Here is a 13710-nt window from a genome sequence, read left to right as displayed (position 1 = left end):
TAAATTTGGAAGGGGATGCACGATGAATAGGAATTCTATACAAGCAATTATCATGTCCTTGGTTTTAGCTGCGTCATTGCCAGCGCCATTGGTAAAGGCTGCAGGAGGAAATGTTGCAAGAGTTGGAGAAGCCGACAGATATGCAACAGCAGCAAAGGTGGCTACTACTAATTGGAGCAGTCCTAAGGATGTAGTTTTAGTGTGTGGCGAAGGTTATGCAGATGCAGTAAGCGCATCAGTGCTTGCAAAACAATTGGATGCACCAATACTTTTAACAAATGCTAATGCGCTTAATGGAAATGCAAAGAATGCATTAGATACATTAAAGCCTGAAAATGTATATGTTATAGGTGGATATGCTTCAATATCAAAGAGCATTAGAAGCACGTTAACTAACTCCGGTTATAATGTAATAGAGTTAAGTGGAAAAAATAGATACGAAACCAATGCAGCAGTTGCTAACAAGCTAGTTGAACTTGGAGTTAAAGCTGATAACGTTATGCTGGTTAGTGGAGAAGGTTTTTCAGATGCCTTATCCGTTGCGCCCGTAGCAGCAGCTAAAGGACAAATATTATTATTAGGAAGCAATAGCAGCAGTGAAATGAAGTCAGTTTTTGACTTTGTAAAAGCTAACAATTCAAAGGTAACTGTTATTGGTACAAACTATGCTGTAAATGATACTATATATAATAAATTAGGAGCTGTTGGCAGAGTAAATGGTGGAGCTAATAGATTTGAAACTAATATTAATGTTTTAAATGCGTTCCAAAGTGATTTGAAAACTGATAAAATTTTCGTTGCTAACGCAAGTAAAGATGGATATGCAGATGCATTAATAGCCTCTTCCTTAGCTGGAAAATGGGCGTCAAATTTAGTATTAGTTGATGGTGAAAATGACTCAGCAACAAGTGATGCTGTAAGTTATATCAAAGGTAAAATGAGTGATACAACTGATTTAACTGTAATAGGAGGTACTGGAGTAGTTTCAGATAATGTAATATCAAGAATAAAGAAAACTAATGTGGAGCCAACTACACCAGATAGCGCCACAGTTAAATCAATAACTACTGTTGGACTTAATCAGATAAAGATTACTTTTAATATAGCACTAGATAAAGACACAGCAGAACTTTTGTCAAACTATGAAATTGATGGAACTAAATTGGGATCAACTTATGCAACCAATGCATCGGCTACACTTCAAGATGATAAGAGAAGTGTAGTAATTACGCTGTCTGAGCCTTACGATCAATTTAAAAATGTTGACTTCAAGGTGAAAAACGGTATATTAGATGAAAGTACAGCTAAAATTATAAGTGAATATGAACAGAAAATTACTTTCTCTGATGTTGACAAGCCTACAGTTACATCTGTAACTGCTAAAGGTGGTAATAAGTTAGTAATTAGATTCTCAGAACCTATACGAATACAAAAAGGTGATTTGAATCTTTTGAAAATCAATAGACAGAGCATATTGAATTTTTCATTGAATAAAACTGAAACTACTTTGCTTGATAGTAGTGGGGATTGGGCAGATGGTGTAGAACTTTACTTTGATACAGCACTTCCTGAAGGAAATAATACAATTACTTTCCCAGATGGTAATGCTAATCAAAATTATGACAATGCAGCTCAAATACCTATGAAAACTAGTATTTCCACTTTTACAATTGTACCATCGAATGGACTTCCAAAGGTTAAAAGTGCATATAGTCCTAATTCTGATACACTTTATGTGACCTACGACAGAGCAATGGACAAACAGACAGCCTTAGAGGATAGCAATTATAAGCTAAACGGTAAGATTATTGCTGTTGATCCATCAGATATGTCTTTTGATGAAGGCTCTAATGATACTGTTGTTAAGATAAAAGGTGCAGGAGAATATATAAAGCAAGGGGAAAATACGTTAGTTGTAAAAGATGGTGTAACGGATAGTTATGGTTATTCAATTGAGGAAAGTTCGATTACCTTTGATGTGGAACAAAATACTGCTAAACCTCAGATAACAAGTGCAACTATGATTGACAGCAGAACTATACGTATAAAATTCAATAAACCAGTTAGTAATGGTTCCGCAACTAATAAATCTAATTATAAGTTAGTTGATAACTCTGATTCAGAAGATATTACTTATAAAATTGATTCAATAGGCGGAGTATCTAGTGTAAATGGAGATAATAGGGATACTTATGATCTTAGATTTTCAAGCAGTGATGCTTTAAAAGGAACAAATTATACTATAACTGTAAAGAATGTTTATGATACAAATACACCTCCAAATGTTATGGATACCTATACTACAACCATGGATGGAACTAGTGGTAAAGTAGAAATAACATCAGTAGTGAGAAAATCTGGTTCTGATAGAGATGTGGTTGTATTCTTTAATAAGGCTATGAATGAATCCTCAATCAGTAATCTTGATAATTATTTCTTCATTGATGGTACTGGTGATACAAGAAAAATGCCTCCTAATGCAACAGCTATCCCAGCTTCAGATGATAGGAGTGTAACTCTTACTTTCTCATCGAGCTACACCATAGGAGATGGAACAACTGATAGATATATAAGAAAAATAGGTGTTGCAAACGTTGAAGATCAGGAAGGAAACGTACTGGATTCTGTAGCTTATACCAGTGATATAAGTAAAGATCTTAGTGGTGGACCAAGTGTAGTTGATGATACAGGAAAGCTTGTTTATGATGGAAACAACATAGTAGTAACCTTTACTTTAACTGATCCGTTGGATGTGCTTGTTTCAAGTGACTTTAAAGTTGATGGACAATCTGCAGATAGTTCTGTCATAGACGGTAAGACTGTAACCTTAACCTTTAAAGGTGGAATAGATAAAAATAGTAAGATAGATACTATTAGATCAGCAGGAGCAAGAACTACAATTAGTGTATCTGGTACAGCTTCTTGTGATGTGGCAGGGCGTAAGATAAGAACAGGATCATATACTTTATTACTTCCACCAACAACTGATCCAACTACATGGGTAGCAGACAGCTCAAAGGGTACTGTAAGCTTAAAGTTTAATCAAGATATTGACAAAGACCTTATATCATCATACTACGATGATTTTATATTCACTAATGAACGTACTGGTAATAAGCTTAATGTTACAGGGGTTACTGTCAAGGATGATCGTAATATTGTTTATACATTCAGCAGCGGCTCAATTCAGTCTGGAGACACAATTGATGTACGTGCAAATGATAATTTGGCAAATATTAATATAAGAGGTAAGGAATATGGAAACGGCAACTATGCAGTATTCAGTCCATCAAGAGATGATTTAAGTACTAGAACTGTAGTTGCAAAATAGAGAAAAATTACTGGGACTGTTGTACTATAGATTTCCACCGCCGAAAGTTGACTTATACTTCGGCCGTATTTTACTATAGTGCGGCAGTCTTATTTTTTTGCTTTTCATAAAACTAAATCATTTTTGACCAGCTTATGTTAGTGTGTTAAAATGGGTTAGGGTAAAAGTAGAAGGAGGTTATTTTTATGAAAAAAACATTAAGAAACTTTACTATTTTTTTATTAATTTTAGCAGCATTTATGTCTTTTACTGGATGCTCCTTAACACAAAAAAATAACAACAGCAGCAAAACAGAGGTTAAAACTAATGAAGCACCAAAAATTGTTGAGGATAAAAAGAATACAGATCAGTTAAAGACACATAAAGAATTGCTTGACGGTAAGGTATATACACAAGGTGATTATGCTGTGGCTACTATGATCATTAAAGATAACGTAAGTGAAGCCGATGCTAAGACACTAGCAGAAAGTTATGCTAAACAGCTAAAACAGCAGTATAGTAATAAGAAAATAAATGTGCAGGCAGTTAAGGGTGGAAAAAATATAGCAAATGTGACTTTAAATTAACAAGAAAAATGGGACTGTTATATAGACCTTACACCAGCAAATTGAATTATACCAGAGTGTAAGTCACCTTGCGGTCGTATACGTCTATAAGTGTAACAGTCCCATTTTTATAATTATTATTCCTTGTTTATGGAGAAATTCATTTCTGTGACTAATGGACTTAATTGACTTCCATTTTCTGCTTTAAAGTCATTAAGTATTGTAATTTTGTATCTTTCTCCTGGTGTATATCCACAAGTTGGTGGATTTATTACTATTGTGTCAGGTGACTGGAATTTAAAGGAATTACTTACATAATTATCAGAACTATCTGTGACCTCAATGTTGCTTAACATAGTTTTATCTATGCTGGTTAATATAGTATTATCATCATCGGTTTCAGTTTTATCATCTATAGGTAAATTAAACCTTATAGTCCAAATCTTAAATGGGTCTACAGATGAATTATTAGTAGTATAGTTTATACTTGAATTCTTTATAACGGTACAGGTATCATCCTTTCTTCCAAGGGCTATACCATTTTGAAAATTAGTTACAGAAGAAAAATCTCGTTCAACCACAACGCTGCCTACTCTATTTATAAGGCCCCAATTACAATTCATTTTAGAGGCTGAGGAGTCATTATTATAGGTAGGACCATCATTTTTCATCACAATAGCAGTACCATCATTGAAATCAGAAGCATCATCATAAGTAGGTTCGATAACTGTTTTTCCTAAATCATTTATAAACCCAAATTTACTTCCCTTCTTTACTCTGGCAAGGCCTTCATGAAAAGAATAAATCATATCAAATTCAGGTTTTACTGTGATTTTTCCAGAGGTATTTACAATAGCAAATTTACCATGATCCTTTACAATGGCTTTATCTTCCCTTATATCATATATCCAGTCAAATTGAGGGGATATAATCATTTCTCCTTTAGTGTTTATAATACCGTAATTGGAATCCTTCTCTACTATAAAATATCCTTCGCCGGATGGCAAAATACTGTCATATTTTGCATCGATTATTTCTTTGCCGGTTTTATCTATGATTCCGAAGAAACCTTGATTGTTAACTTTGATTAGATCTTTATTAAGAAAACTAATGCTTTTAAATTGTGGAGTTAAAACCAATTCACCTTTAGTATTTGCAAGACCCCATTTATCGTTCTTTTCTACAGGGGCTAGGCCATCTTGAAAGGCTTCCATATCGTCAAAATCAAATTTAGAAAAGTTGCCTTTTTCATCTATTATACCCCAGCTGCCATCTTTTTTTACAGGAGCTATTCCATCTACGAAGTCTCGTGCATCATCAAACTGAATAGGTGAAATAAGGTTACCACTGGTGTTTACAAAGCTATATTTATTGTTATCCCTGACTTTAGAGTATCCATTTTTAAAATCATAAATATTATCAAATTTAGGTTCAACAACAATAGAACCTTCTTTATTTATTAATCCCCATTTGTTGTCATTGCTTATTTGGGCTAGTCCTTCTTTAGAGAAGTCTAATGCTTTACTAAATTGTGGTTCAGCAACGATTTTTCCAAGATGATCTACAAATCCATACTTACTACCTTTTTTTACTACAGCTAAACCTTCTTTAAAAGAAGCAATAGAACCAAATTGAGGCTCTAAAATTATGTTACCTGATTGATCTATTAAGCCCCATAAACTATTCTTTTGAATTCTAGCAACATCGTTTTCGAATGGATATACATTATCAACTGAATATGAAACATTCAATTTAGTATAATTAGTTTTAGCGAGTACCGGATGAGAGTAATTGTAAATAAATAGAGTGCTGAATATAATTGAAAGAGTTAAAACTAAATTTAAATTCCGTTTTAATTTCTTCTTCAAGGCGTCTTCCTCCTAAATTAGAATAAATAAATATTTATATAATTATATCACTTATTTGGAAAAAATAACACTGGTCATAAATTGAAAATTATGTAAAATGTATGAGAAGCTTCTTATTTAAATATGATTACTATTCACAATTTAAACTACATGGGTAAATGTTGTAAATGAAGGGTAACTATGATAATATTTATTTCATAAGTAAATTTTAATGGCAAATATAAATTATTATAGATTAAGACTTTTGTCGAAGGCTAGTTTGTTTTAGAAATATAGTTTTTAAGGGGGAGGAATTTTGTATGGTTAAAAGAAAATTGGCAATAATGACTATAGCCATTGCAATATCTGCATTTGTGACTACAAGTGCCAGTGCTGCAGCACAAACTAAAAGACTATGGGGGAGCGATAGATATGAAACCGGTTCAGCAATTGTAGAGGAAGGATGGCAATCAACCTCTTATTATGCTGTTATCGTTAACGGTGAAAATTTTCCTGATGCCTTAAGTGCAGCTCCTTTAGCGAAAATGTATAATGCTCCAATATTACTTACACAAGATAATACACTTGATAGCAACACTGCTTCTGAATTAAAAAGGCTTAATGTAAAGAGTGTATTCATAGTAGGAGGAGAGGGCGTAGTGCGCCCTAGTGTGGAGAAAGCTCTGAATGATCTAGGAATACAAACTACAAGATATAAAGGACAAGATAGAAATGAAACTTCAATAAAAGTAGCGAACCAAATAGGAACTAAAAACGGTATAATAGTAGCCACCGATAGCGACTATGCAGATGCTCTATCAGCAGCGCCTATAGCCGCTAACTTGCAGATGCCAATAATTTTAGTTTCAAAAAATGCAATTACTAGTGAATTAAAAAATTTTATATTTATGAATTATATTCCTAAAACATATGTATTGGGTGATACTGATATAATCAGTGACGGAGTTGCTGGTATGTTTCCTAATGTTCAAAGAATAACAGGAAAAGACAAGTATGAAAGAAACGTAGGCGTTATGAAAGCTTTTGAAGATAAACTAAACTTTAATAATGTTTGTTTAGCATATTCCGAAAAATTTGCAGATGCGTTATCTGGGTCAGTACTTGCAGCAGGTAATGGAAATCCTATAGTTTTAATAGGAGACGAGCTATCATCTTCAACTAGTGATTATATAAAGAGTAAATCAAGTTCAATCAATAAGTTTACTATTTTAGGCGGAACAGCAGGGATAAAAGATTCTATAGTTACACAGCTAACAAACGGGACTTCTTCTAATACTTCAACGGACACAGATACTGATGTAACTGTAAATGATAACGAAGGAAATACAGAAGGTAATTTGAGAAATGGTGGATTTATTGTAGAAAAGGATGGCTGGATTTACTATATAAAAAATGGTAAAAAGATCTATAGAATAAGAACTGATGGCACACAGGAAACACTAGTAGCTGACGTAAAAAATGCTAGGTCTTTAAATGTGGTAGGCAGTAATATTTATTATGTAGGATCTTCTGATACTTCTTCAAGTTCCTATGGCACGACTGATTCCGTTTCTATGTACAAGGGGTCAGTTGGAGGCGGATATAGAACTACTTTGTACAGTGAGCATGAAGATGATTTTGGTAAGGGCTTCCCTTATATGAAGGCTATTGATCATTGGGTATGCTATTCGCCAAATCTTGCATATATAACTAAAGAAAACTCAAGCTTCTATGATTGCTTTTATAAGATGGATGCAGATACTAAAGTAAATAAGCAATCTACTGGAGATTATCTTAAATCGCTTGCAACTGAAGGCGGATTTATGTATTTTACTACTAAAGATGATAATACAATACGTAAAATGCCTACGAGTGGAAATAAAAAAAGTGATGGAACACCGGATAATAAGGAAGTTGATCTTGGTGTTAGAGGAACTATCTTAGATGTGCAAAATGGATATATATATTATAATGATGCAGATGGAAATACTTATAAAATGAAAGAAGATGGAAGTGAAAAAACTAAGATAGTATCCCTTCCAGATAAGTTCATTATAAATGGAGATTGGGTATACTATGTAGTGCCAGGAAAAGATAATTTATATCAACTTCGCAGGATGAAACTGGATGGAAGTCAAGACGTTGGTTTAAATGCATACAAGGTGGACAGCTTTGCTATAACTGGTGGTTGGATATATTATCGAAACAGTGGAAATGGTAATATATATAAGATGTCATTAGATGGCAGCTCAAGAGAAGAGTTTCCGGATAAAATAACAGTAAAAACTGTACAAGACGTAAGAGTGAGCATAAAGAAAGGGGAGGCCTATAGCTTTCCAGGAGCAGTTCAAGCGGAAATGGAAGATGAATCTACCCAGTATTTTACTGTTACCTGGGATAAAACTAATTTGGATACAAGCAAAGCTGGAACCTATAGTTTTTATGGCACTATAGATGGCTATACTAATAAGGTAAAGCTTATTGTAGAGGTATCTGATAATTAAATTCCAGTGTAAATTTAATACTTTTACCTAATAATTATAGGAAGCAAGTGATTTTATGATTTCAAATCACTTGCTTTATTTATTATTTATAGTTAAAATAGGAATATTCAATAGAGTTTAAAGTTTTAATTAATTACATTTGATTTTATAAAATCATTATGATATATTAAATTAGGGTAATTAAAGATATACTAAGAATAAGCTAAGTAATTACAGTATTTAAAGAAGCGTATAAGGATATAAAACTTAAATATTTTAATAAGAATTTATATTAGGAGAAATTTGGAGGTATAGTATGGTAAAGAAAACACAAAAGAATGAGGAAAATAAAATAGAAGCTGATAATAAAGAGTATGTTCCAACAGTGCTTTCACTTTTAGATAAAGATGAAAATGTAGTTTCTGACGTTCAAAAAGAGATATTTGAAGAAGAAATACAAGAACTTCCACCAATAGAGGAAGGTCAACTTAACATATCAGGTATATATGTATATGATTTGGGTAAAAAGTTTGAAACCAAAGTATATATAAGAAACGGTCTTTCTGATGATTTGAAATTAGGAAATATACCTTTATTAATAATAAATTCTAAGGGTGAAACTTTAGGGCGTCAGGTTTTCAATTTAGAATCGTTAGGCACGTTACCACCACATTCAGCTAGACCTTTAAAACTTTATTTTGATAAGGCAAATGTTAATGTGGAAAGTATTCCAGCAGATGATTGGAGTATAGTTCTAGATGGTAAGTTTGATATAACTGCTACTATCAAACCTATATTTGAAGGCTTACCAGAGGACATTGACCTTGAGGATAAATTAGTTTTTGATAAATTTTTAGAGGAGTTACCAGAGTTAAAAGAAGGGGAATTTAGTATTTCTACTTTTAGTATTGGTATTCAAAAAGATGGGAATATCTTAGTTACTTGTGTAATGAGAAATGCAACTAGTAGACCAATGTCTATTGATAAAGTGCCTGTAACAGTATTAGATGCTGAAAAAAGAATTGTAAAATCAAACTTATTTAAATTAAAGGATTTTTCAATAAACTCAGGTAGAGCCAGAATTTGTAATTTTGCATTTCCAACTAATGTTCGTCCAGAAGAAGATGTGGCTTTAGAAGATTGGACAGTAGCTTATCAATTACCAAAAGTTAATAAAAAGTAGAATTTTTTAAAAATAATATTAGAAAAATAAAATTAAGTACATTAAATTAATTTATATATAAAAAACAGAAGTTAAGATGCTTCTGTTTTTTTTATTTTTCCTGGTAATTTCCCCTATAGGATGATTTTTCTCAATATGTAGTACATTGACAATTATACATGAATTTCATATAATCAAATTAGTAAACATGTTAACTATATATATATTTATCAATTTATATATAAACTAGTGTATTCGAATTAAAGGGTGTCTACAAGTATTATAATATAACTCAGTGGTATAAGTATTGAAAGGAGTGATTCCGTGGAGAGAGATAAAAACTTAGAAAATTCAGTTAATGGTAATTCTAGTGAAATTAATGCTATAAAACTTCTTGGTTTAATTGATAGAACAGTAGTATTAATAGAACAGGTATTTGATAAATTCTATAAAAAATTCAAATTATCGAAAACTCAATTTTCTGCACTATATAGAATTCATTTAGCTGGAGATGAAGGAATAACCTTATCAGCCCTTGGTGATCAAATGTTTGTAACAAGAGCCAATATAACAACTTTAGTTGACAGAATGGTTGCTAGAGGATTGATAAAAAGAATCACAAATGAAAGTGACAGAAGAAGCATAAAGGCTGTAATAACAAATCAAGGCAAGGAGATATTACAGGAGGTTCTACCTAATAATCAGGTATTCAGTTCAGAAATTTTAAACTGCTTAACAAGTAAGGAAAAGGAACGGTTTCATGAATTTCTTCTAAAAATTCAAAACGAATTAATTGAAATTTATAATAAATATTAAAGTTTTATTTATATTTTTACAAGACTATAAATTAAGTTTAATTATATTATACAAGGGAGGTTTTCTTATGAAACGTAGAAATTTTATAGTATTGATAGCTTTACTATCAGCAGCCAGTCTTTTTACTTCATGTGCTACTTCAAAAGCTTTGACAGGAGATAAATTGATAAAACAAGATAATGGACATTTAGTTGTTCAGGGAAACATAGAAACAAAGGAGATAAATATAAATTCAAAAGTTGCTGGAAAGATAACGGGAATAAAAGTTAAAGAAGGCGATAGTATTAAAAATGGACAGGTTCTAATAACTATTGATAATAGTACATTACAAGCAAAGCAGGCTCAGACTCAAGCTCAAATCGAAGCTGCTACAGGTCAAAAGCAGGCAGCGGAAGCAGCAAAGCAGGCAGCACAGGCAGTATTAGATAAAGCAAAAAATGGAACAAGGTCCGAAGAACTTGCTCAGATCCAAGCTAAATATGACTTAACATTGAAAACCTACAATAGAGTTAAGTCGCTATATGACCAAAAGTATGTTTCCCAGTCAGATATGGACAATGCTCAGACTCAGCTTGATGTTGCAAAACAGCAGTTAGATGAAGCTCAAAAAGGAGCTAGGACAGAAGACATAGCAGCAGCACAGGCGCAAGTAAGTCAGGCAGATGCAACGATACAAGCCTATGATGCACAAATTAAACAAGCTCAAGGTGGATTAGAGGAAGTACAAACCTATATTAATGATACTACAATTGCTGCACCAACGGATGGAACTATAACTGAACTAAATGTTGAAGCTGGCGAATTAGTGTCAACAGGGATGCCTCTTCTTGTATTAACAAACACAACTGCACCATGGATTGAATGTAATGTAAAGGAAACAGATCTTTCTAAAGTAAAACTAAATGGAGAAGTTTCTGTAAAATTAGCAGCGTATCCTAATCAACAATTTAAAGGTAAGATAGTTAGAATAAATGAAAAAGCAGATTTTGCAGTTAAAAGAGCAACAAACGATAATGGAGAATTTGATGTTCTATCTTATGGTGTTAAAGTTGAGTTGACTAATATGGATAAGCCACTTCATCAAGGAATGACAGCTATGGTCGACTTTGGAAAGTGATGTGAGATGTAATATGAGAGAGAAGTTAATTAAATATATAAGGCTAGGAGTAAAGGCCAAGAATTTATTTTTTTCCTTTCTATTTGTACTTGGAATTCCTGTTATTTGTAGTTTTATACTTGGATATCAAATGAGGTATCATCAAATTCAACATATTCCAACTGTAATTGTAGATCATGATAATTCGCAATTTAGCCAGATGCTAATTAAAGAAATAAAAACAAATGAAATTTTTGATGTAAATAATTATAGTGATAAAGATGATGATATTAAGAAGCTAATTGAGCAGGAAAAGGCAAGAGTAGGGGTAATCATTCCACAGAGTTTTTCGAAGGATCTATCTAATGGAAATGCACCTAAAGTACTCATTTTCTACGATGGTTCACAAATGGCAGTTACCAGTGCTGCTAAATCAAGAATGGATGAGATTCTTCTTACTATAAAAACTGCATATTTAAAGCAGATAGTTGAAGGGAAATTAGGCGTAATGCCTGAAGTATCTAAGAATTATGTAATGCCAATGTATTTTACCTATAGACTTCTAAATAATCCTACTAAAAACTATATAAATTTTTTGATTCCTGGTATGGTAGCTTCGCTTATTCAAGTTAGCTTGGTTATGTTAGGAGTAGACATAGTTAGAAAAGATGAAAAAAGTTATTTATGGTTATGGATTAAAGGAATTTTAGGAGGATTATTAGGGCTTATTTCTATGGTATTAAGTATAGGGGTTCAACTTCATTATTTTGCAGTGCCTTTTAGAGGAACGGTTGAAGGTGCAGTTATATTAACTCTTCTATACTGTATTGCTTTGGTCAATTATGGTATACTAGTAAGACTTATTTTGCCTGAAAGAGTAGCAGCATTTCAAGTTGCAGCGATATCAATTCTTCCTACTACAATATTAGCTGGTTTTACATTTCCCATACTTGCAATGCCTGATTTCTTTCAAAAACTCGCAAATATTTTGCCATTTTTCTACTATGGAGAAACAATACGAGATTTGTGTCTTAAGGATTTGAGTATTAGTTATATTTTGCCGCAAATAAATTGGATGCTTAAGTTTATGGTATATATGTGGATAGCATCATTAGGTATTTTTATACTAAAGAAACTTATAAAAAAGGTGTATGCTCATATTAAAAGCAAGAGAAATGGACAGCAAAAAGGCGAAGAGGTGATTCAAGCATGAATATAAAAAGACTTCTCAAAGTTAGACCTGTGACCTTAAAAAATATTTTTCTACTTACTATAGGTCCAGTATTGATGACAATTCTTTTTGCTTTAGTTTTTAGTAAAATTTTTGTGGAGCAAATTCCTATGGGTGTTCTTGATTTAGACAACTCATCTACATCAAGAAATATAATAAAACAGTTTGAGGAAAGTCCAAGATTTAAAGTTGTCTATTATGCGCAGTCAGATGATGAGCTTAATGAGGCGATAAAGACGAAAAAGGTCAATGTTGGATTTATCGTACCACATAACTTTGACAAAGATGCAAAAACTATGAAGGCACCTAAGACCATGCTGTTAATTGATGAAAGTAATATAGTAATAGGAAATAATGCATTATCTTATGGAAGTGAAATACTAAATACTTTAAATGCAAAAATTCAACTTAATGTATTAGAAGCAAATGACGTAGTTCCATATGCAGCACAACAGTCAATTAGTTCCTTGTCCTTTACTGAACGTATATTATATGATCCTCAGCTATGCTATATGAGATACTTAATGTATGCTTTAATAGGAATTTTACTTCAACAGGTATATATTGGGGTTATAGCTCCTATGCTAATTGAGGAAAAATTAAATATGGTGAAAATGAAGCTCCGTTCTAAGACTGGGCTTAGAAGATTACTTAAAATTTTTATAAAAATTATAGTCTTTGGTATTTTGGCAGCATTAGGAACTACTGCCAGCATATACGTTACAGGAAAGTATTTTGACGTACCGCTTAGAGGAAACCTAATAGATTACTTTATAATTCTTGCAGTATTCATTTTAGATCTAACCGCAGTATCCTTTATCTTTTCATTTATTTTTGATGCTATTGATCAGTGTGTGCGGTTTAGTATGTTTTTATCGGTACCTACATTTCTTACGGCAGGATACGTATGGCCAGAATATATGATGCCGCCACATTTTTTCGATGCTGTGAAAAAGCTGTGGCCTCTTGTATACTTTATTAATCCATTAAAGACTATAAACTTAAAAGGATCAGATTTTAGTATAATATTGCCATATATAAAAGGTGGAATTTATTATGCAATGTTCTGGTTACCAATAGGTGTTGGCCTATATTTATTTAAAATAGTTGGATTTAAACTTGTAACTAGAAAATTGTTAAATTCAGAAGAAAGTACAAATTAAAAAGGGGACTGTTGCAATATAGACATCCACGGCCGA

The 13710-nt window shown here is 32.4% G+C and carries 9 protein-coding genes; 8 read left to right on the top strand and 1 reads right to left on the bottom strand.

All coding sequences use genetic code 11. The features are described 5' to 3' along the window. Positions 1-22: 22 nt before the first annotated feature. Positions 23-3331, top strand: a complete 3309-nt coding sequence (locus I6U48_RS06885) for a cell wall-binding repeat-containing protein (protein WP_218319680.1) — start codon at positions 23-25, stop codon at positions 3329-3331. Between the two features lie 185 nt (positions 3332-3516). Next, on the top strand, positions 3517-3897 hold the full coding sequence (locus I6U48_RS06880; RefSeq protein ID WP_218319679.1) for a hypothetical protein: 381 nt from the start codon (positions 3517-3519) through the stop codon (positions 3895-3897). A 116-nt stretch (positions 3898-4013) separates the two neighbouring features. On the opposite strand, the gene I6U48_RS06875 is transcribed toward I6U48_RS06880, so the two are convergent. Then, positions 4014-5744: a WG repeat-containing protein gene (locus I6U48_RS06875; RefSeq protein WP_218319678.1), complete on the bottom strand. Its 1731-nt coding sequence runs from the start codon at positions 5742-5744 to the stop codon at positions 4014-4016. A gap of 299 nt (positions 5745-6043) precedes the next feature. Here I6U48_RS06875 and I6U48_RS06870 point away from each other — a divergent pair, with 299 nt between their 5' ends. The 6 genes from I6U48_RS06870 (at position 6044) to I6U48_RS06845 (ending at position 13674) form a co-directional block, all read left to right on the top strand. Further along, positions 6044-8227 (top strand): cell wall-binding repeat-containing protein, encoded by a 2184-nt coding sequence (locus I6U48_RS06870; RefSeq protein ID WP_218319677.1) that lies wholly within the window; start codon positions 6044-6046, stop codon positions 8225-8227. Positions 8228-8522: 295 nt separating this feature from the next. After that, entirely contained in the window at positions 8523-9389 is an 867-nt protein-coding gene (locus I6U48_RS06865) for an SLAP domain-containing protein (protein ID WP_218319676.1), read from the top strand. 303 nt (positions 9390-9692) lie between these two features. Further along, positions 9693-10184: a MarR family winged helix-turn-helix transcriptional regulator gene (locus I6U48_RS29575; RefSeq protein WP_218319675.1), complete on the top strand. Its 492-nt coding sequence runs from the start codon at positions 9693-9695 to the stop codon at positions 10182-10184. Between the two features lie 67 nt (positions 10185-10251). Then, positions 10252-11301: an HlyD family secretion protein gene (locus I6U48_RS06855; RefSeq protein ID WP_218319674.1), complete on the top strand. Its 1050-nt coding sequence runs from the start codon at positions 10252-10254 to the stop codon at positions 11299-11301. 13 nt (positions 11302-11314) lie between these two features. Continuing rightward, positions 11315-12493 carry an ABC transporter permease gene (locus I6U48_RS06850; RefSeq protein ID WP_218319673.1) on the top strand — a complete coding sequence of 393 codons (1179 nt, stop codon included), beginning with the start codon at positions 11315-11317 and terminating at the stop codon, positions 12491-12493. Further along, on the top strand, positions 12490-13674 hold the full coding sequence (locus I6U48_RS06845) for an ABC transporter permease (RefSeq protein WP_218319672.1): 1185 nt from the start codon (positions 12490-12492) through the stop codon (positions 13672-13674). Before I6U48_RS06850 ends, I6U48_RS06845 begins: the two co-directional genes overlap by 4 nt. The last annotated feature ends 36 nt before the right edge of the window (positions 13675-13710 follow it).

The sequence above is a fragment of the Clostridium thailandense genome (assembly GCF_019207025.1).
Lineage (GTDB): Bacteria > Bacillota > Clostridia > Clostridiales > Clostridiaceae > Clostridium_AM > Clostridium_AM thailandense.
The sequence above is the reverse complement of the archived record's forward strand: the minus strand, read 5'-3'. Positions and strand labels throughout refer to the sequence as shown.